Origin of the sequence: Bowmanella denitrificans (assembly GCF_039522935.1) — a bacterium.
Lineage (GTDB): Bacteria > Pseudomonadota > Gammaproteobacteria > Enterobacterales > Alteromonadaceae > Bowmanella > Bowmanella denitrificans.
Map to the genome: position 1 here is coordinate 225,180 of NZ_BAAAEI010000014.1, position 20,741 is coordinate 245,920.

The 20,741-nt window shown below is 52.1% G+C and carries 18 protein-coding genes; 8 read left to right on the forward strand and 10 right to left on the reverse strand.

Features of this window, described 5'->3' with window-relative positions:
* Window positions 1–54: 54 nt before the first annotated feature.
* Window positions 55–480, reverse strand: a complete 426-nt coding sequence (locus ABD028_RS13530; RefSeq protein WP_102795240.1) for a DUF3224 domain-containing protein — start codon at window positions 478–480, stop codon at window positions 55–57.
* Window positions 481–633: 153 nt separating this feature from the next.
* On the opposite strand from ABD028_RS13530, the gene ABD028_RS13535 reads away from it, so the two are divergent.
* Window positions 634–1,647 carry a 2-dehydropantoate 2-reductase gene (locus ABD028_RS13535; RefSeq protein WP_343845554.1) on the forward strand — a complete coding sequence of 338 codons (1,014 nt, stop codon included), beginning with the start codon at window positions 634–636 and terminating at the stop codon, window positions 1,645–1,647.
* A gap of 46 nt (window positions 1,648–1,693) precedes the next feature.
* Here ABD028_RS13535 and ABD028_RS13540 read toward each other — a convergent pair whose 3' ends face one another.
* Window positions 1,694–2,545: a hypothetical protein gene (locus ABD028_RS13540; RefSeq protein WP_343845556.1), complete on the reverse strand. Its 852-nt coding sequence runs from the start codon at window positions 2,543–2,545 to the stop codon at window positions 1,694–1,696.
* A gap of 140 nt (window positions 2,546–2,685) precedes the next feature.
* Between ABD028_RS13540 and ABD028_RS13545 the strand changes: the two genes are divergently transcribed.
* The gene (locus ABD028_RS13545) at window positions 2,686–4,116 is read left to right on the forward strand and encodes a YfcC family protein (protein ID WP_343845558.1); all 1,431 of its coding nucleotides are present in this window, start codon (window positions 2,686–2,688) and stop codon (window positions 4,114–4,116) included.
* Window positions 4,117–4,384: 268 nt separating this feature from the next.
* Here ABD028_RS13545 and ABD028_RS13550 read toward each other — a convergent pair whose 3' ends face one another.
* The 3 genes from ABD028_RS13550 to ABD028_RS13560 all read right to left on the reverse strand — a co-directional run bounded on the left by ABD028_RS13550 (window position 4,385) and on the right by ABD028_RS13560 (window position 7,414).
* The gene (locus ABD028_RS13550; RefSeq protein ID WP_343845559.1) at window positions 4,385–4,699 is read right to left on the reverse strand and encodes a hypothetical protein; all 315 of its coding nucleotides are present in this window, start codon (window positions 4,697–4,699) and stop codon (window positions 4,385–4,387) included.
* A gap of 77 nt (window positions 4,700–4,776) precedes the next feature.
* Window positions 4,777–6,168: a DEAD/DEAH box helicase gene (locus tag ABD028_RS13555; protein WP_343845561.1), complete on the reverse strand. Its 1,392-nt coding sequence runs from the start codon at window positions 6,166–6,168 to the stop codon at window positions 4,777–4,779.
* A 367-nt stretch (window positions 6,169–6,535) separates the two neighbouring features.
* Window positions 6,536–7,414: a LysR family transcriptional regulator gene (locus ABD028_RS13560; protein ID WP_343845563.1), complete on the reverse strand. Its 879-nt coding sequence runs from the start codon at window positions 7,412–7,414 to the stop codon at window positions 6,536–6,538.
* 376 nt (window positions 7,415–7,790) lie between these two features.
* Here ABD028_RS13560 and ABD028_RS13565 point away from each other — a divergent pair, with 376 nt between their 5' ends.
* From ABD028_RS13565 to ABD028_RS13585, 5 genes are all read left to right on the forward strand, one after another.
* Window positions 7,791–10,811, forward strand: coding sequence for a TonB-dependent receptor domain-containing protein (locus ABD028_RS13565; protein ID WP_343845565.1), 3,021 nt, complete (start codon window positions 7,791–7,793; stop codon window positions 10,809–10,811).
* A gap of 58 nt (window positions 10,812–10,869) precedes the next feature.
* Complete coding sequence (locus ABD028_RS13570; protein WP_343845567.1) at window positions 10,870–12,447, forward strand: N-acyl-D-amino-acid deacylase family protein; 1,578 nt, start codon at window positions 10,870–10,872, stop codon at window positions 12,445–12,447.
* 12 nt (window positions 12,448–12,459) lie between these two features.
* The gene (locus tag ABD028_RS13575) at window positions 12,460–15,051 is read left to right on the forward strand and encodes a M14 family zinc carboxypeptidase (protein WP_343845569.1); all 2,592 of its coding nucleotides are present in this window, start codon (window positions 12,460–12,462) and stop codon (window positions 15,049–15,051) included.
* 213 nt (window positions 15,052–15,264) lie between these two features.
* Window positions 15,265–15,636, forward strand: coding sequence for a hypothetical protein (locus ABD028_RS13580; protein WP_343845570.1), 372 nt, complete (start codon window positions 15,265–15,267; stop codon window positions 15,634–15,636).
* A gap of 53 nt (window positions 15,637–15,689) precedes the next feature.
* Window positions 15,690–15,887, forward strand: a complete 198-nt coding sequence (locus ABD028_RS13585) for a hypothetical protein (RefSeq protein WP_343845572.1) — start codon at window positions 15,690–15,692, stop codon at window positions 15,885–15,887.
* 157 nt (window positions 15,888–16,044) lie between these two features.
* Here the strand turns inward: ABD028_RS13585 and ABD028_RS13590 are convergent, their stop codons facing one another.
* The 5 genes from ABD028_RS13590 to ABD028_RS13610 all read right to left on the reverse strand — a co-directional run bounded on the left by ABD028_RS13590 (window position 16,045) and on the right by ABD028_RS13610 (window position 19,941).
* Complete coding sequence (locus ABD028_RS13590) at window positions 16,045–16,269, reverse strand: helix-turn-helix transcriptional regulator (RefSeq protein WP_343845574.1); 225 nt, start codon at window positions 16,267–16,269, stop codon at window positions 16,045–16,047.
* On the reverse strand, window positions 16,253–16,657 hold the full coding sequence (locus ABD028_RS13595; RefSeq protein ID WP_343845575.1) for a hypothetical protein: 405 nt from the start codon (window positions 16,655–16,657) through the stop codon (window positions 16,253–16,255). Before ABD028_RS13595 ends, ABD028_RS13590 begins: the two co-directional genes overlap by 17 nt.
* Before the next feature lie 260 nt (window positions 16,658–16,917).
* The gene (locus tag ABD028_RS13600) at window positions 16,918–18,252 is read right to left on the reverse strand and encodes a magnesium transporter (protein WP_343845577.1); all 1,335 of its coding nucleotides are present in this window, start codon (window positions 18,250–18,252) and stop codon (window positions 16,918–16,920) included.
* Window positions 18,249–19,079 carry a magnesium transporter MgtE N-terminal domain-containing protein gene (locus ABD028_RS13605; RefSeq protein ID WP_343845579.1) on the reverse strand — a complete coding sequence of 277 codons (831 nt, stop codon included), beginning with the start codon at window positions 19,077–19,079 and terminating at the stop codon, window positions 18,249–18,251. The genes ABD028_RS13600 and ABD028_RS13605 overlap by 4 nt, the downstream gene beginning before the upstream one ends.
* The gene (locus ABD028_RS13610) at window positions 19,072–19,941 is read right to left on the reverse strand and encodes a mechanosensitive ion channel family protein (protein WP_343845581.1); all 870 of its coding nucleotides are present in this window, start codon (window positions 19,939–19,941) and stop codon (window positions 19,072–19,074) included. Before ABD028_RS13610 ends, ABD028_RS13605 begins: the two co-directional genes overlap by 8 nt.
* A gap of 134 nt (window positions 19,942–20,075) precedes the next feature.
* Here ABD028_RS13610 and ABD028_RS13615 point away from each other — a divergent pair, with 134 nt between their 5' ends.
* On the forward strand, window positions 20,076–20,660 hold the full coding sequence (locus ABD028_RS13615) for a YqaA family protein (RefSeq protein WP_343845583.1): 585 nt from the start codon (window positions 20,076–20,078) through the stop codon (window positions 20,658–20,660).
* The last annotated feature ends 81 nt before the right edge of the window (window positions 20,661–20,741 follow it).

Below are 20,741 nucleotides of genomic sequence, written 5' to 3' on the forward strand. Positions count from 1 at the left end.
GAGGGGAAGAAGTTGCTATAACACTAGCTGATGCAAGCTGAAGCGCAAGGTGGTCTAAATCGTTCCTTCTTCAGATTGAACTTCTGTTTTTGGCAAGTGATAGTCAAACAAATAAAAATGTCTGCCACTGTCGATACGAATGGTCATACTGCCGCTTAAGCCAGCCAGTTCGCCTGTGGCGGAGTCCGGTACCACTTCCAGTAACAAATGTTGGCTGGGACCCCGCATGGTACCAAAGTGCTGCAACACAAAACTGCCGCGGCGACCAGCCAGCGTTGCGCTGACTTGCTCTATGGCCACATAACCGGCCGAACTCTTATTCGCCGATTTGGCACTGAGCATTTCACCTTTACTGATGCCGTCAATATCTCCGCTAAAGGTTTTGTCAATGGACAATCTGCCCAGGCTGACGCCGTCTTTGCCTTGGGCGTAGCTCGGCATTTGCTGGACCCTGACTTCAAATTCCCCTCTGGCTTGCATGCTGGCTTCCTGGATTTTTTGTTGTTATCTGTGGTGGTTGAATAACCATGTTATCAATGCCAGATAAGAATTTCACAGTATTTCAGTTGCTACTTGCCCCGGCCCTTGGATTCTTCCTATGATTCATGCAGACCAGAAGAACGAGAAGCAAGAATGCAGCATGTGGTGTTTGGTGCCGGACTTATCGGTGGTTATCTGGGGGGCGTATTAACGCATTTGGAGCAGGATACCCGTTTAATCGGGCGCGACAGTACTTTGTCACGTTGGCAGCCAGGGCTTCGGCTCAGTGACTACCAGGGCCATCAGGCCGGTCCGCTGAAATTGCAGATACAAGGCAGCGACTGGCGGGAAACGGCTGTGCCTTGCGATGTGTTGTGGCTGACGGTTAAGTGCACCCATTTGGCACAAACGGCAGTCGACATTGCACCGCTGGTCGACGATAAAACCGTGATTCTGTGTTGCCAGAACGGTATTGGTAGCGATGCCCTGATAAAGGCTATCTTCCCGCGCAATCAGGTGCTGAGGGTGATGGTGCCCTTTAATGTGGTGGAAACCGTGCCTGGTTGTTTACACCGGGGCTCTGAAGGAAAGCTGACGCTGGAATCTGATGCATCAGGCCTGGTGCGGGCATTGGTCAGTCTGCTGGATTGTGATTTGATGCCAATTGACTGCACTAGTGCCATGACGCCGCTACAATGGGCAAAACTGCAACTGAATCTGGGTAATGCTGTTAATGCACTGGCCGATATCCCGGTTAAATCCATGCTGGAACAACGGGGGTACCGGCTGGTTTTGGCGGCATTGATGGATGAACTGCTAACACTGTGCAAGGTAAAAGGCGTTAAGCTTCCCAGGCTCACCCGGGTACCAGCCAGCTGGCTACCCCTGGTGCTGCGTTTGCCGGATGGGCTATTTACGCGCCTGGCCAGGCAGATGCTGGCGATCGATCCACAAGTGCGTACTTCTATGTGGTGGGATCTGAGTCAGGGTAAGGATACCGAAATTGCTTACCTTAACGGTGCTGTGATCGAACAAGCTCTGAGTTTGGGGCTGGATTGCCGGGTCAATCAGGCCATTGTGGCACTGATTCATCAAGCCGAGCAGGGCAGGCTTAAACCGGGATTGTCTGCCACCAAGCTAATGGAACGGGCGGGTATAATACATTAGCGGGCGTTGAACTTTGCTTGTGGCTAATCTGATGTCACACATACCGTTATGGCCGGTACCATAAATTGTCCTGTTCCAACGGCGTTTGAGCAGGCAGCAAGGGGTTCCACAACGGAATAATGGTGCGCTGGTGCAGTTTGGCTTTTTCCAGATCTTCGCCATGGTATTGCATAAATAGCCGGTCAAATTCACCGGTTTCCAGCAATCTGCGCAGACCTTTTTCTACCTCGTTAGCCAGCGATGTGTCAGAGGGGCGAAAGAAATAATAGAGGGCCGTGGGGTAATACAATACCAAATGCGTCTCCACCGCGAAGCGGCCCTGGTGGTAGTCATGTTCACGCCAGATTTCCAATACCGAACGGGGAAATGCGATACCCCGTTGCCGTTGCAACATGTCGAATAAGTCTTCCGTATGTGGTGTACCGGCAACCCGCACACCATTGGCTTGCAGCACATGTGTATCCGGCCAGCCACGCCCCTGGAGTAGCGTCAGAGCGGTAAGATCAGACAGATTGTTAACCTGGGTAAGTTGTGCCTGGGACTCAGGTTTAATCATCAGCAAACGCCAGCCATACAGGCCTTTATAAATGGGAATACGTACAGGTTGCAGAGCACTTTCCCGCTCGGTACTGGTCATTGACCAGGCCACATCGATACCGTCTCCCAACTGCAGTTGCTTTAACGCACGACTTTGCACCAGGGTTTCCCGGGACGGTTGTAATGAATGTTTCAGCTCGGCTTCCTGTAAAGCCCTGCTGAGCAGCACCACGGCATAATCTGTATCAACCGTGTTTTCCATGGCCTGGCGGGGATATATCAAGGTTGATGAGGCAGCAACGGCTGTCTTAACACCCACCATCAATCCCACCAGTATCATCAGTAACCAAAGGTAGCGCATGTCCTGTCCCTCGCATTTGGGCACGCTATATAAAGTGCCCTTTGATGGCATTTCCTGACAGTTTCCAAAGTGCTGCAATTGCCGAGCGTAACGAGTTTGCGTAGACTCCGCACACCTTTAACAAAAGCATAATTAAACGGATGAAACAAGGATTCAAGGTTCCTCATACATTGGTATTGCTGCTTGGCATGATGCTGGTAGCGTTACTGGCCACCTGGGTTGTACCGCAAGGTTTCTTTGATACGGTAACCGCTGACAATGGTCGGCAGATGGTGGTGCCCGGCACCTATACGTTGAGTGACAGCCGTCACTTTCTTACGCCCTGGGATTTTCTGACCGCCATTCCGCGCGCCTTGGCTGCGGCTCAGGATGTGATTTTCTTTGTCTTTATTGTCGGTGGTGTACTATCTGTTGCCCGTGCCACAGGCACTATTGATGCCCTGATTGGCCGATTGCTGGAACGTTTTGGTCATAAACCCAATGTGCTGATTTTTATGGTGGTGTTTTGCTTTGCACTGGCATCAGGAGCAATTGGCACGGCTGGCGAGTATATACCTTTTGTGCTGATTCTGGTGGCCTTGTGTAAGGCAATGCGACTGGACGCCATGACCGCGGTGGGTATGATCATTGCCGGTTACGGCATCGGCTATGGCGTGTCGGCCTTCAATCCCTTTACCGTGCTAATCGCACAGCAAATTGCCGGTGTGCCGGTGTACTCTGGATTGGAATGGCGACTGGCGATTTTTGTGCCTTTTGTGCTGATTGGTTTTCATCATGTCTGGTCTTACGGCAAGAATGTGCTGGCGGACCCGAATGTCTCTTTGACCCGCGACCTGCCTTGCCCGTTAAGCGGCACCAACCAGGGTGAATACCCGAAGTTGAACGGGCGCCATCAGGTTATCCTGCTGGGATTTGTGGCGGCACTGGTTATTGCTGTATGGGGCATTGCCACCCGGCACTGGTATCTGTATGAGCTGGGTGGGGTGTTTATCGCCTGGGGTATATTTACCACCCTGGTGGGTAAACTAGGCGCCGACAAAGCCGCCGGACAATTTATTGAAGGGGTAAAAGATCTTGCCACTACTGCCATGCTGATTGGGGTGGCGCGCGGCATTGCCCTGATTCTGGAAGACGGGCAGATCCTGCATTCCCTGGTATACGGTATGTCGCTGCCGTTATCGCACCTTGGTGCTGAACTGGCGGCGGTAGGCATGCTGGTGATCCAGACCATACTTAATCTGTTTATTCCCTCTGGCAGTGGCCAGGCCTATGTAACGATGCCGCTGATGGCGCCGGTTGGTGATTTGATTGGTGTTAGTCGACAGGTGGCGGTATTGGCTTATCAGTTTGGCGATGGTTTCTCCAATATGATTGTGCCAACCAACGCGGTCTTGATGGGGATTATTGGTATGGCCGGAGTGCCTTATCATCTGTGGTTCAGATTCTGCCTGCCATTGATGATCAAACTGATGGCCGCCGCGGCTGTGGTGCTGGTACTGGCCGTCAGTTTTGGCTACGGTGACGATGTGCAGCCCAAAGTGGCAACAGAAGTCAGCCAGGGCGCTGAGTAAAACGGCAATAAAAAACGGGTGGTGACACCCGTTTTTGTTTTTATCTGGTATTTCATGCTGTTAAGTCAGCGCACTTAGTTCAAGTGTAATTGTTGGGCTAAAGCCCAACCCACAGCAAGCGGTCTTGAACCCGGCGATGTTACTAAACAGCCCCTGGTGTAGGTCGGACTTAAGTCCGACGTTTGAACCACAACTCTCATATGGGTTGAATCTGAGTCTGACAATACAGCCGAAAAAGATCGCAACACAGATGAGCACTTGGGCGTCATTAATGTTGTTGCGGCTCAGCCTGTGGGGCGTAAGTAGCCAGTCTGGCGACTTTGGCTCTGGCGTCGGTCAGGCTCAGTTTTTCCTGCATGCTCAACGGAAAGAAGATAAGTTTTAATGGCAATTGCCAAAGCTGGGTTAGCCAGCCGGAGTCTCGGCTATAACGTGCTTGCAATGAAGCGTCATTCAGCGCACCGCGTTGCTGCAACGCCATAAAGATAGCCTGGGCCTGCTGTGGATGACGTTGGTCATCCACATGTTCAAACATATCCAGCAGTTCTTCTGTTGATAATGATGTTAAATTGGCGTCTGTCATCTTTTCTTCCTTGTCGTGTAATATTCGCTGACACTGTACGGCATTAGTCTCAGTCCCTGCGCCTTTATAACAAATTTTTATTCAGGCTTATCATCGGCCTGGGGTTGTTGCGGCTCATGCATCACTTCGTCCTGGTCGTCATCCAGCACTTCATCGAGGGGTCTTCTGGGCTTGCGCTTAATTAACATCTGATCCCCTACGTCTACCCCGGTCATAGTGTTAATCCGTTTTTTCTTGGGCTGAGCCTGCTGCCAGACATTGTCGCCACGTCCGGATTGCTGATCTTTTGGCTGTTTGCCGGGCTTGCGGGCCGGTTTAAGGCCTTTGAACTTACCTTGCAAGCCTTCAATACTGGTAAAGCTGATTTGTTGTTCCAGCAACGCGCGAATTGCCACAAAGCTTTCCCAGTCTTTCGGACCGACCAGAGAAATGGCATTGCCTTTATTGCCGGCGCGCCCGGTGCGGCCAATACGATGCACGTATTCTTCGGCCAGCTTAGGTAAATCAAAGTTCACCACCAAAGACACTTTCAATAAATCCAGACCGCGAGAGGCCACATCTGTGGTCACCAGAATCTGATGATGGCCGCGTGCAAATTCATTCATTATATTGCTGCGCTGCGACTGATTCAGCTCGCCAGATAAGGCAATACTGGTCAGTCCCCAATCCTGCATCAGTTTGGCCAGCCGCTCGGTATCGGCGCGGGTGGCAGTAAACAAAATGGCCTGGCGAAAATCCTGTTTGTCCAGCAGGGCTTTAAGCAGGGCTTCTTTGTGCTCAATATGGTCGGCCAGAATAAATTGCTGTTCTATATCCTGGTGCTGTTCACCGGCACTGCCCAAACTAATGCGCTGCGGTGCTTTGAGCAGGGTTTGGGTCAGGTAATGCAGCTCGGCGTTATCCAGGGTGGCAGAGAACATCATGGTCTGACGTTTACGGTGATCGGCACGGGCATGAATATGTTTAAGCTGCGGGGCAAAGCCTAAATCCAGCATGCGGTCTGCTTCGTCCAGGATCAGTAATTCCAGCCCATTTAGGAACAATGATTTGTCCGTTAGGTGGTCGGCAATACGGCCCGCCGTGCCCACCACAAACTGCGGATTGCGTTTCAGCGCCTTAACCTGATCATTAAAATTCTCGCCGCCCAGAATCAATGCCACATTAGCACTGGGACCATCCAGCAAGTTGCGTAACTGCAAAAATACCTGCTTGGCTAACTCCCGGGTAGGGGCCAATATCAGCACCCGGGGATCTTTTTTCGACAACGGCCGGGTTCTGAGTACGCGCTGAATAGCCGGCACCAGATATGCCAGGGTTTTACCCGAACCTGTCTTGGACGACACTATCAGATCCTTACCCAGCAAGGCATGAGGTACAGCCTGGGCCTGAATGTCAGTGGCCTGATTAAAGCCTTTCAGGGTCAGTTTATGGAGCAGTTTATGGTCAAGGGGCAGGTCGGAAAAAAGCAATGAAATGATCCGCTGGCAAATTTGCCGCAAGTATACGCTGTTGGGCCGCTTTGAGCCAGAAAAGGCCTACCTGTTTGTTTGCCACGAAAGTCACGAAAAACACGAAAATGACCAGGTCAATTCTCGCAGAGACGCAGAGTTGGTAGCAAGACAACCACAGAGTCACAGAGCACACAGAGTTGTTGGGAAGAATCACTCTGGGTGTTTTCTTGCTACCAACTCTGCGTCTTTGCGAGAGGGATTCGGTATCAGCCGCAGGCCAGTTTGTGTTTTAGCAATAAACCAATGGCACAGAGCAACGCGTATTTATGCTTAGTCATTCTCCGTGTTCTCTGTGCCTTTGTGGTTACTATGTATTTGGCTTTGCTTACACCATTTCGGCTTTCAGAAAGGCCAGAAAGGCTTCGCTGACTTTCGACAGGGGGCGGTTTTCCAGATACAAGCCGTTGATTTTAAAGGTCAGAGGCGGAGCAAACGAAGCCATACCCACCTTGTCAGACAAATTGCCCAATGCAGTAAACTTATCAATAGTGCAGCAGCCAAGCCCCTGTGCCACCAGGCGGGCGGCCACATAATAGGAGGTAACCTGCAAATTACTCTGCACTTCCACGCCATCATTACTGAGCCTGTCATAGGCCAGTTCCCCTAATGGGCCACTGTCCCAAATCCCAATCAGTTCGGTCTGGGCCAATTGCTCAGCGGTTAGTACGGTTGGCTCTTCGGGAAACAGCGCCTTGGGGTACAAAATCACAATCTCGCCCTCACCGCATTCAATTTTGGTTACCCCCGGCATCGGCGGAGAGGAATACAGCAATGCCAGATCGCAGCGATGCTCGGTCAATGCCTGCAAGGCCTGATCGTTATGGGTGGTTTCCAGATCAAAGCGGATATTGGGATGGTCCTGACGGAACTTCGCCAGTGCCTTAGGCACCACCTCAAATCCTAATGCCGGGGTAAAGGCCAAGTTAATCTGGCCAAAGTCATTACGTTTGATATTTTCCGACATTTTGCGGATAGAACGCAGTTGCCGATAAGTTTTATCCACCTCGGCGAACAGCATATCGGCTTCCTGGGTAGGAATTAACTGGCCCTTATTGCGGTGAAACAGCTGGAACCCCAACTGCATTTCAGCATGGGCCAACACTTTGCTGACCGAAGGCTGTGACACAAAAAGAAGTTTCGCTGCGCCAGTGATGGAACCCGTGGTGTAAACCGAGTGAAAAACTTCGATATGTCTGAGCCGCATGCTGATTCCTCATTGCTTAATGCCAGTCACTGGGCGGGGCAGGCTAGCACCATTATTGTTTGTGTCGGTGTAACGAATGTATTCAGCCCTATAAACCAGGGTTATGGGCTTACCTGATATTACCCCTTATTTCCTATGGAAAGCCTGACATTTAACCTGTTATCTCGACAGTTTGGCGCGTCAAGTGGTTGCCTGGCGTGCTCTGTGGCATAGTTCGCTGCCGCCGGATAACGGCATAACCACAGGTTATAAGATGGGTATTTTCTATCAATTGCACCCTAGCGGTTTATTCATGAATGTTTAATGGAGTGGGTATAGCGACTCAACACAACAATAAGGCCCTGGAACCGGTGGCCAAACTCAAATGGGGATAGTCATGAAAACATCCAACAGCAACAAGTGTAAATTGAGCCCTGTGGCTCTGTGTATTGTCAGCGCCCTTGGCAGTAATCTGGCGCTGGCACAGCAAAACGATGTAGAGCGCCGTCAAGTGGCCGGTGCCCAGGTACAAAGTGCCGAGTCTACCACCGAGAAACTGCAAAAAGAGCAGGAACAGGATCTGGAGAAGGTCATTGTGGTGGGTTCCAGTATTAAAGGCCTGAATGTGACCGGTGCCTTGCCTGTTTCCCTGATGGATCAAAAAGATATTGATGCCATTGCGGCCACATCCGGGGCCGATTTATTTGCCGCCATCCCGTCTAATGGCAACGTGAACTTTAATGGTAACGACGTGGTCAGCGGCGTATATGCCTCACGCGGTGATGTGGCGTCTATCAATCTGCGCAGCATTGGTACCGGCAATACCCTGGTGCTGTTAAATGGCCGCAGGCTGGTGCAGCATCCTGGCTCACAAACCGAAAACTCTGTGCCTGTTACCACAGTGAACATGAACGCCATTCCGGTGATGGGGATTCGCCGGGTGGAAGTGTTACATGACGGTGCCGCCGCCATTTATGGCTCAGATGCGGTGGCCGGGGTGGTGAACAGTGAAATGCGCAGCGACTTTGACGGCTACCGATTTGATGTGCAGTACGGTGATGCGGAAAACATCAGCCGTAATAAGCTCAATGCCAATATGCTGGGGGGCTGGTATTTGAATGATCAGGCCACCAATATCACTTTGTCGATGAATTACTATCATGCCAGTGAAGTAATGGCCTCTGAACTGCCGTACTCTGCGTCATCAGACTTACGCCCTTATTTGCAAGGCTCCAGTTGGGAAGGTGATACCAATTTCCGCAATACATCCAGTACCACACCCTGGGGACGTTTTGTTGCCAGTCAAAGGGTGACAGGCCTAACCACGGCGGCTGGCCAGTTTCACATCGAGCCGCTGGACGGCAGTGACGCTAACCAGCAATGTGTGCTGGCCAACGGTTTGTGTGTAGACAGCGGTTCGGTGAGTGCCGATCAGTATTTTGATACCAACGGCAGCCGCACCTTGCTACCTGAAACCGAGCGGGCCAATGCCTTTATGTTTATCAACCATGAAATGGACAGCGGCACCGAGCTTTATGGTGAACTGAGTTACTACTGGGCGGAGTCTAATTCTCAGCGGGCGGAAACCGCTACCCTGACGTCAGCACCTGTGACCATTAGCAAAGATGCCTACTGGAACCCGCTGGGCTCAGGCGTGAACCGTCTGGCGGGTTATGAAATCCCTACCGAGGGCCTGGATGTGACCATGGATGCCTATCGTGTGGTGGATGCCGGTGTGCGTAAGATCAATGTGGTGAACCAAACCTATCGTTTACTGGGAGGTGCCAGGGGCAGTTTCGGCAATTGGGACTGGGACAGTGCCGCGCTGTATTCTGCGGCGAAAACCGATGATACCACCTACAACCGTACCAGCCTGAGCAAATTCCAGCAGGCCGTGAACCGCCAGGATGACAGTGCCTATAATCCATTTTGTGGCGCCAGCTGTAACAGCCAGGCCAGCATTGATGCGTTTCTGATTGATGTCAGCCGGGTCGGGGAAACCGCCTTGGCGTTGGTGGACTACAAGTTGTCAAACGCCAATTTGTTTAGCTTACCTGCCGGCAATGTCGGTGTCGCCATCGGTACCGAATGGCGCTATGAAAGCTTTGAAAATGACTATGATGATCGTTTGGACGGCACCATCGCCTATCAGGATGCCGTCACCGGGACCTTGTACGAAACCGATGTGATGGGCTCCAGTGGCCAGCCTGATGCTGACGGTTCGCGCAATGTGTTTTCAGCCTTTGTGGAATTGGCGGGCCCTTTGATTAGCCCTGATATGGCGATCCCTCTGGTAGATAAACTGGACTTCCAACTGGCTGGTCGTTACGAAAAATACAACGATGTGGGCAGCGTGTTTAAGCCCAAAGCGGTGCTGTCCTGGTACCCGGTGAAAAGTCTGCAGGTGCGGGCGTCGTATGCAGAAGGCTTCCGCGCCCCGAACCTGGAGCAGTTGCACACTGCGCGCACCAACAGAGTGAACTATCCGGTGGACTACTACCGCTGTCAGGCCAGGGTGAACAAAGGCGAGATCGACAGCCTGAGCGCCTGTAGCGGCACCGACAGTATCGAGAATATCCGTCTCGGTAACCCGGACCTGAAGCCAGAGAAAGACTACAACTATGGCTTTGGTATGGTGTATACCCCGGCTTTTGTTGACAACCTGACCCTGACCGCTGATTTCTGGCGCATCGAGCAGGAAGATCTGGTGGGGATCCGCTCTTATCAGAATATTGCCGATCTGGATTACTACTATCGCATGAACGGTTCTAGCAATCCCAATGTGATTCGTTCCGCCGCCACCGCCGATGACATAGCCTTTTTTGCCGGCTCTGGCCTGGAAGCCGTGGGCGATATGATGGATATCTACGGCCTGTTTGAAAACCTCGATTCACGCACCACCGAAGGGCTGGATCTGGGTATTTACTACAAGCTTAATCGTACCGCCTGGGGTGACTTTGATTTTAAACTCAACGGTGCCAAGCTGTTGAAGGCCTATCAGAGTGTGGACGAAGAATCAGCCAAGCTGGCCAGTCTGGGACTTGCCCTGGATGACGTGGGCGACATGATTGAAATGGATGGCCGCCCCGAGTGGCAGGCATCCGGCACTGTGACCTGGCGTTATGACAACTGGGGCGCAGGCATGCATGCCAAGTATGTGGGGGATTTTTATGACACCAGTGCCGTGCATGACGAAACCGGCGAATACTGGCATGTATCTTCTTGGAACACCCTGAGTCTGTACGGCCAGTACAGCTTTGATGAGGGTGCGATGGACGGTATGCGGGTGCGGGTCGGGGTCAGGAATCTGTTTGACCGCGAGCCGCCGCTGGCCGATGAAACCTACGGCTACGATGCCAGCCTGCACAGTTCAGAAGGGCGTTATTTCTACGTCTCATTGCAGGCAAACTTCTTCTAATCTGATGTTATCCGACAAGGGCGAGTATTCGCCCTTTGTTTGTTTCAGGAGTACTCCTATGCTCAACAAAATTTCGCCACTTGGTGTTGCTATTAAAACAGCGCTGTGCGCGGCATGGCTGGCCGCTGGCGGGGTGGCCAGTGCCGCCAGCGTGGATTATGTGATCCACAGCAATGCTATCTACCCTGGTGATGGCAGCGGCCCGCTGGCCGGTGTGGTGCTGGTGGACAAAGGCAAAATTGTTCAGGTGGCTAAACGGGAACCACAAAACACGCAGGCACGCCAGCGTATTGACGCCAGCGACTTAGTGGTTGCACCGGGTTTTATCGACCCTCATACCCATGCCTGCAACGACTTTGACAAGGGCCAGCCCAACCTGAATGCCAATTACCTGACCCAGGGGGTTACCACGGTATTTTGCGGCAACGACGGTGGTGGCAAGATTAATGTCGGTGAGGTACTTGACCGCTACGAGCAGCAAGGCATTGGCAGCAATGTGGCGCTGTACGTTGGCCATGGTGCGGTTCGCACCGCCGTGATGGGGCGTGAAAACCGCCATGCCAGCACCGAAGAACTTAAGCAGATGCAAACCCTGGTGGCAAATGCCATGCAACAAGGGGCACTGGGGCTGTCTACCGGGCTTTACTATGTACCGGGTAATTATGCCGATACCGCCGAAGTGGTGGCACTGGCCAAGGTGGCCGCACGATTTGGCGGGGTGTATGACAGCCACATTCGCGATGAGAGCAGCTACCATATCGGCTTGGTGGCGGCCGTACAGGAAGTGCTGGATATCGCCCGCGATGCACATATTCCGGTGCATCTGGCGCATTTGAAAGCCCTGGGAGTGGATGTCTGGGGGGAAAGTAAAACCATTATTCAGATGGTGCAGCAAGCCCATGCCAACGGGCTTATAGTCACGGCTGATCAATACCCCTGGAAAGCCTCCGGCACCAGTGTGGCGGGGGCGCTGATGCCGCGCTGGGCACTGGCTGGTAGCAAGGAAGAATACCACGCCAGGCTTAAAGACCCTGCACAGCTGCCGGGTATCAGGGTGGAAATGCTGGATAATCTGCGCCGCCGCGGTGGCCCTGACTCATTGCTGATTAGCGATCCGACTGCCGGTGAGTTACGTGGCAAATCCCTGGCTCAGATTGCCACGGAGCGTGGTGTATCACCTATTGATGCGGCATTGCAGATTATTCTGGGCGGTAATGCCAGGGTGGCCAGCTTCAATATGGCGGATCAGGATATTGAAGCCTTTATGCGCCAGGACTGGGTGGTGACCTCATCCGATGGCAGCCCGGGACACCCGCGCAAATACGCGTCTTTCCCAAAAAAGTACCAGGACTATGTACAGGGCAAAAAACTGCTGAGCCTGGGGGAATTTATTCAGCGCTCCAGCAGCAAAACTGCGCAGATCTTTGGCCTGACAGGACGCGGCCAGATTGCCCCCGGCTATGCTGCCGATTTGGTGCTGTTTGATGCTAAATCTTATGCGCCTAAAGCCGACTATATGCACCCTGAAGTGTTAAGTCAGGGCGTGCAATGGCTGTTGGTGAATGGTCAGGTCGCTATCCAACAAGGTCAACTGACCGGAAAATTAGCCGGTCAGGCGTTACGTAAAAAAATATAATAGAGCAGAGCAATGATGTTGAAAACCCGATTTACCCGTACCCTGAAGCTGGGCCTGCTGTTGGCAGGCGCGGCGTTGTGCTGGCATGTGGCAGCAGATGAACGGGACCAGCAGGCCTTTTATCCTGAGGATGTCAGTTTTAATGCCGCTATTCCCACCCCTGAGGCATTTCTGCAGCATCCTCTTGGCCAGCATATGGCCCGCAATGATCTGATGGTGGCTTACCTGAAACTGCTGGCGGAAAAATCCGACCGGGTGCAATACGAAGTGATTGCCCGTAGTCACGAAAATCGTCCCATCGTAACCCTGACCATCAGCAGTCCGGAAAATCTGGCCCGTCTTGAACAGATCCGCCAGCAGCATCTGGCCCTGCAACAGCCTGGCAGCAAACAACAAATTAATGACGATATGCCGGTGATAAGCTGGGTGAATTATGGTGTACACGGCGGTGAAGTCAGTTCTACTGATGCCGCAATGCCGGTGGCCTACCATCTGGCGGCTGCCCAGGGCGGGCAAATCGAGCGTATTTTGCAGCATAGTGTGATTCTGCTCACCGCCAGCTTTAACCCGGACGGCAACAGCCGCGAATCGGCCTGGAATTGGACCTTTGCTGCCAACACGCCGGTTACCGACCGGGTCAGTGCTTTGCATGGCTCACCCTGGCCGTCAGGGCGTACCAACCACTACTGGTTTGACTTAAACCGTCAGTGGATGATGCAACAGCACCCTGAGCCGGTTGGCTGGGTGGCTAAGTTTCATCAGTGGCGGCCAAATATGGTGGCCGACTTTCATGAAATGCAGTCGCACAAGTCCTATTATTTCCATCCCGGTGCCCCTGATCGGGTCTTTCCGCTAATCGGTAAAGACGCTATGGCGTTATTGTCTGATGTGGTACAAGGGCCGCGTGATTTTATGGACAGCGAAGCGCGTCTGTATTTTAACGAAGAATCTTACGACAACTTCTATATTGGCAAGGGCGCAACCTATCCACATCTGTATGGCAGTCTGGGTATTTTGTTTGAGCAGGCCAGCTCAGCCGGTTTACTGGACACCCCCCGTGGTCTGTTGTCGTTCCGGGACAATATTCGTACCCAGTACCGGGTGGGTATCGCGCTGCTGGACAGCGCTGTGTCAAAGCGTCAGGCATTGCTCAGTTTTCAGCGTAAGTTTGCCGATGCCACCGAACAGCTTGCCGGGGATGACAAAACCAAGGCCTATGTGTTTGCCGTGCCCGGCGATGAGGCACGCGCCTTTCACTTTCTTGAGCTGCTAAGGCGCAATCAGATTGAGGTTAAACGTCTGGCCCGCGACATAAACGTTGATGGCAAAACCTTCCTGGCAGACAACGCCTATGTGGTGGAAACCAACCAGCCTACCTATCGTATGATCAAGGGCATGTTCGAGCGTATTACTCAGTTTGAAAACAATACCTTTTACGATGTGTCCGGCTGGACCATGCCACTGGCGTTTGGCGTGGATTATGCGCCGTTAACCAGCCGCTCCTACAAAACCGCCGAAAAGGTTGAGGCCAGTTTCCCTGCCAAACCGGCACCGGCTAACGCGCAGGTCGCCTATGTGTTTGACTGGCGTAACTATTATGCACCGCGTGCTTTGTATCGTCTGCTGGAGGCAGGCTATCGCCCCAGAGTCACTACTGAGCCTTTGGGCACCAACAGCGACAAAGGTAAAGTAACACTGGGACGTGGCAGTGTGGTCATGCCGGTGGGCTGGCAAGGTGGCGCTGAGGCAAACGCCTTGCATAAGCTGATGACAAAAATTGCCCGTGAAGACGGCATCGATGTGTATGCGGTGGGTACCTCTTATACCGATAGTGTGGGCATGGATCTGGGCAGCAATATGATGCTGGAAGTAAACCAGCCTAAGGTTTTGCTGGTGATAGGCGAGGGGGTTTCTCAGTATGACGCCGGCGAAGTCTGGCACTTGCTGGACAAACGTATGCACATGCCAGTGGTATTGCTGCATAAAGACAAGCTGGCCTGGGTCAATTTAAATGACTACAGCCATTTGATTATGGTGGGCGGCAGTTACAGTGATGTGGCTGACAAAACCGTGCAAAAAATCGATGGCTGGGTAAAAGACGGCGGTACCGTGGTCGGCATTCGTGACGGCGCAAAATGGGCCGGACAGAAACTGCTGGATCTCAGCCCGGTCAGAATCAGTAAAGGCAAGCTGGCCAGTGCCCCGCGTATTGACTATGCGGACAAAGAACATGCCGAAGCTCAGGATATTATTGGCGGCGCCATTATGGCGGGCGATCTGGATATCAGCCATCCTTTAGGCTACGGCTATACGCAGCGCCTGATTGCCAGTCAGCGCAATACCCTGCTGGCCTTTGAGCCCCCGAAAAATCCATTTGCCACGGTAGTCAAAATTGCCGACAAGCCCTTGCTAAGCGGCTTTGCCTCCGAGGAGAATCAGCAACAATTGGCCGGTAAAGCCATGTTGGTGGCGGAGCCTAAGGGCAAAGGGGCGGTGATTCTGTTTACCGATAACCCTAATTTCCGCGCCTATTTTTATGGCACCGAAAAATTGTTTATGAACAGTTTGTTTTTTTCCGGAGCGTTTGAGAAGCCAAGGTCCTGACGACATCCATCGGCCTCTGTAAATCAGGGGCCTTTTACGTTTAAATCACACCCGCTATTCACAACATAGACATTAAGACATTCCTACCTTGCCACCGTGGTCTTCAGTATGGATACTAAACTCGGCGTAGTTAAGCAAGACTGACTGGTCTGATTTGGCAACCATGCTTAAAACGGAATTCAGTTCATATATTCACCGTACAAGGAGCGTTCGATGTTTAAGTTTTTGTTATTTTGTGTGTTTTCCTTCTCGTTAAGTGCATCTGAAAATCAGCCTGACCCTATATCGACAGTTAAGGCATACCAAGATTTATTGAATAAGGGTCACAATGCCGTGGCATTACAGTATTGGCTGCCTTCCAAACGTCATCAGCTAAGCGACATGGGGTTTTCGGTTATTGAAGATTGGTTTTCCAGAGTAGAACTAGCTGACGCTGTGTTTGAGCAACGCTGTGAGCCAAACGAATGTGTTATTACTGTCCTAGCAGCCAAAGACGGCGAGCATGTTAACCTGACATACAGATTGAAAAAGCTTGATGGTGTTTTTTACCTGTCTAATATGCAAAGTAAAAATGCAGCAGAATAAAATTTATGCGTGCCTGTCTTTATTAGCGAAAAAAATATATTAAGGAATATATCTTGGATTTTAATAGTTCATTTGATGGGGTAGTGTTGATCACTTGTGGCGTGCTGGTCTTGTTATATGGTGCAGGCGTGCTTTTTCCAACATTGGCCAAGGCTGAAACTATCGCCAGAAGAAAAATGAAATCAGTTATGTACATCGGACTGGGGATAATCGTTGTGGGAATTGTGCAACTGCTCCGCGGCCTGGTCTAAAGTCATCCTAACAATTCGTTCAATACTGCCTTACAGAACGAAACAGAACACGTTGTCCTCGTTCTTTTTGCCGAACAATTTTATACAGAAATACGGTGAGTATTGCGGGAAATACTCACCGTTAGGGTTTGTTGGCGGAATCCTTTTTGTATTGATTCTACGCTGACGCTTTGTCTTCGGTTGCCGACTTTGTTGTTGGGAAAAAAACCTCTTCTATACGCAGGTTAAACTGGCTGGCAATATCGAATGCCAGTTGTAATGAAGGATCGTGTTTGCCTCTTTCCACCGCGTTGACCGCTTGTCTTGATACACCGAGCTTGTCTGCCAATGTCTGTTGCGACCAATCCCGCTCAGCCCGGAGTACTTTAATTCGATTGTCCATTATCTTTCCAAATAAGAAGCTGCAGGATCAAACCATGACCACCAAAAACCACCGGTAGCACCAATGCCAAATTCACTGGGGGCAGGGCAAACTTCATGGCCAGCATACCGTAAATAAATGATGAAAAGCAGAGTATGCCAATCATCCATAAAAACGCCTCGCCGGTAAGGGCTTTCATATACTCATCGAGCGCGCGGTAGCGCTCCCGGAATAAAACAAATGCCCAAATAAGTGGCGTAACAGGCAGTAAGGTGACAACCACCTGCAGCCAGGTCGGCATATCTGCCAGTTCCAACGAAAACGTCTGTATCGCTATCAGAACCAAAAATAGCGTCATAGCAGCCATAAAGCGCTTACTGAACGATGTATCTCGAGACTTTTCTTTCATCATATGTTCCTTGGTGAACTTGCTAAAGTAGCATATAGAATGACTTAACAACCTTACAATATGTAATGTATGCATTACATATTGTCGCAATAACTTGATTGTGTCAAGTCAACCTGACAATGAGTGAAATAGTCGCAAGTAAATTAACGCCGCATTATGGGAAAGCATGTCGGCCAGCGCTCTGCTGAGAAAAACGAAGGGCTAATAACGGGCAGCCATGGGACATGGATTTTGCATGTCCTCCAATGGTTATTTTGTCCTTAGCCCTTAGGCAGCATATCCGCCAGCAACAGGGCAATACCCAGAAACGACATAAAACCGGCAATATCGGTGATGGTAGTCAGCACGATGGATGAGGACTGAGCGGGATCCAGCCCGGCCTTCTTCAGCACAATAGGCACCAGTGCCCCGGCGCTACAGGCGATCACCAGTGAACTGACCATGGCGAGCGCAATCACCAACGCCAGGCCAAAGGACTGGCTCCAGATATACACACCCACTGCACAGGTGATGGCAATCACTATGCCGTTCATGGCACCGGCGGCCATTTCCTTAAACAGCACTTTACGCCAGTGTTTAGTGGTGATTTCTCTTAAAGTCAGGCCACGCATGGTAACTGCCAGGGCCTGCGCCCCGGCGTTACCCGATTGCCCGGCAGCCACCGGCAGTAAAATAGCCAGGGCGGTGACCTGGGCAATCAGGCCTTCAAATGCGCCCACCACCGCGGCTGCGGCAAAGGCGGTTAACAGGTTGATCTGCAGCCAGGGCTGGCGTTTGCTAAAAGCAAACCAACTGCTGGACAGGGCTTTTTCTTCCTTACTCACACCCACCATGGTTTGCAGGTCGGTGGCTAAATCTTCCTTGGTGGACTGATACACATCAAAGTAGCCGATGCTGCCGATTAACTGGCCCTGTGGGTCCAGCACCGGAATATTGCGACAGCGAAAGCCTTCAAAGCGCTCGATGACCATGTCTTTATCATCCAGGGCACTTAAGGTGGTACGCAGCGGTTTGGCCAGGTCCATCATCAGGCTATTGGGTGGTGCCAGGATCAGTTCCTGTATCGACAGCTCACCACTGGGCTGCTGATTGCCATCCAGTACATACAGGGTATCCAGCGCTTTAATTTGATTACGCCGTAAAATCGCCAGGGCATCTGCTGCATTGATATCGCCGGAAAACGCCTGCACTTTGGTGGTCATCATACGCGCGGCGGTATCGTCGGGATATTCCAGCAGGCTTTGGTATTCACTGACCAGGGTGGTGTGGTCGGCTTTAAGGTCCTCCATCAGAGCCTGGCGGCGCTCTGTCTCCAGGCGGCTTAACAGGCTGATGGCCAGGTGGCTGTCCAGGTAGGCAATCAGTCTGGCGGCCAGCGGTTGGGGCAGGGCGCTGAAAATCGCATCCGAGGTGCCGGCTGGCAGATATTTCCATAGCCCGGCAATCACATGCAGGGGCTGGCTTTGTAACAGCTCGGCGGCTTCTTCTGCATCAAGTGGTTCTAAATGACGGGCGCTTTTTTGCGGGTAGTTGGCCATAAAAGTTTGGCTAAGCTGCTCGGCGGCGCTGTCCAGGCGTTTCTCCAGTGCGTTCATTTGGCCTCCTGTCTGCCGGTTTGAGGGGGGGCAATTAAATCGAGCAGGGCATTAATCGAGGCGCCATAAGCACCCAGGATATCGCCAGGTAAAGGTTCAAGCGGGGCGCTGACCGCAGAGCGGGTTAAGGCATGGCGCAACTGGTGGTGATGGATAATTCCCAGCAGCTCCTGTTGCTGGTTAATCACCGCTACGGTGTCCTGGCGTTGCCAGACATCCAATTTAAGCGCGGCAGAAAGCTCGGTAAAACCACTAACGCTTTGTTCTACCGGTTGCATCAGTCGGTGCACCTGCTGGTTATTGGCGGCGCGCAGCAGTGCATAAATAGACAGCTTGCCACGGATCTGGCGTTTGTCATTGACCACATAGATATCGCCGGTTTCCGAAAACGCGCGCTTTTTCAGTCTGAGCATGGCATCTGCCACATCCATTTGTTCATCCAGCACCAGCAGATCGGTCTCGGTCCAGGCCCCCAGCGTGTAGTCTGGGTAACTTAACAGCAACAAGCAGGCGGTTTGCTTTTTCAATGGCAGCAGCGCCAGCTGTTTATGCCGATCTTTGTCTGACAGCTGACGTAGCAGCGCGGCAATATCGGCGTTATTTAATACCTTTAGCAAACGCGCGGCTTCTTCCGCGTCCAGTGCCAGCAATACCGGCGCCGCAAACACCGGCAACATGGCACTGAGCACCCTGGCGGCCACCTGAGCCGGGGCCTTTTCCAGCAGGGCAGCGATATAGTCGGCATCCTGCAGTTCCAATTTGCGCGCGGCGGCCTGCGGCTCTTCTTCCATAAAGTGCAGCGCCAGCGCTAATTTGGCATTATGCATCCGCAGGTCCTCGTGCTGGCTGGCTGGTCTGATTCTTCAGCACGCAACTGGCCTGCTCCAGCCAGTGCCGAGCCGGGATCAAATGTCGGCCCTGCTCGGTTTCCAGTACCAGCATGGTGTCGGTCACTTCCACCAAGGTGCCGCGGGTTTCACCAATCTGTACCTGATCGTGGATATGGCAATGTTTTCGCGCCTGGCGGGCACCCACCACATTAGCGATAAGATCGCGACTGCCCAGACCAAATGCCAGCGCCATACCAAAGCCCAGCACCCCGGCCAGCACAATCACTAAGGTGGTGATAAAGTGAATATTAATGCCGAGTTGTTCAATACCGATAACCAGCGCGGTAAAGATCACGGCAAATTTAGTTGATGCCGCTATCCAAACGGCTCTGGGTAACCCCGCTGATTCGGCAGTAGCGCGGGCCATAGTGCTAAGCAAATTGCCCAGCAAGTAACCGCCAAGGATAATCAGCAGCCCGGCCAGTAATTTAGGTAGGTAAGCCAGTAAGCCACCCAGCCAGGAAGCAAACAGGTCCAGCCCCAAAATAGAGGTGGAGGCGGCCACAAAAAACAGCATCACCAGCCAGAAAATAATTTTACTGGCCAGCTGTGAATGCTGGCCCTTAATCTCCAGGCCCTTGTCGCGCAAAGACGCCGGGGTTAACACCGTCAGCACTCTGTTAAGCAAACGGATCAGCGACAAAGTAAAGCGCGATAGTAACCAGGCTACCAGCCAGCCTGCCAGCACCAAAAGTACAGCGCCAAGTAATTGCGGCAGATAAGCCACCAGATAATCCAGCAGTTGGGCATACAGGCCGGTAACGGCAGATTGCAAATCAGTTGAGACGTTTTGGGTCATAGTGGCTTCTCTGTCGTTGATAGGTATCAGTATATACCGCTGATACCATTTCGATTTCCATGTGTTTGTATTCTAAGTAAAGTATGTGTCAAATATGCAGCCGCAGGAAAGGTTTTCATGTTCGGGAGTGACAGGTGACATCGTCTAAGGTTGAATTGTGGTTGGACAGGTTGCGCCAGTCTAACCACGCATTGGTGCTACTGTTTTTTCTTTCCATGCTGGAAGCCATTATTATTCCTATCCCGCTGGAACTGATTCTGATCCCCTATATGCTGCTGGAGCGTGAGCGCATCTGGCTGTTGGCCAGTGTGGCGCTGGCGGGCTGCATAGCCGGGGCACTGATAGGTTATGGGGTAGGGCAATTGCTGTTTGACTCGGTGGGTCATTGGTTTATTGCCCGGCTTGGCGCGGCAGAGGAATTTGAAGCCTTTAAACAAACCTTGCAGAACGACGGATTTATAGCGGTGTTTATGGTGGGGGTAACACCGGTGCCTTTTCAGGTGGCAATGTTGGCCGCCGGAGTCACCGGCTATTCGCTGAGTATGTTTATACTAGCCTCCATGCTGTCCCGTGGTATTCGGTATTATGGGCTGGCGGTGCTGGTATTGCTGTTTGGTGAGCGTGCCAGCCGCTTATGGCGGCGCCATGCCCGCACGGTTGGCGCGTCATTGCTGGCGCTGGCACTATTGGTTGTGGGCTGGCAGTACTTCGGCTCGTGAAGAAATAGCAGAAAAACCACAGAGATGTATGGACTCCCTCCCCCAAGAGGGATACACGTAATAAGCACGCACGCTTTTACA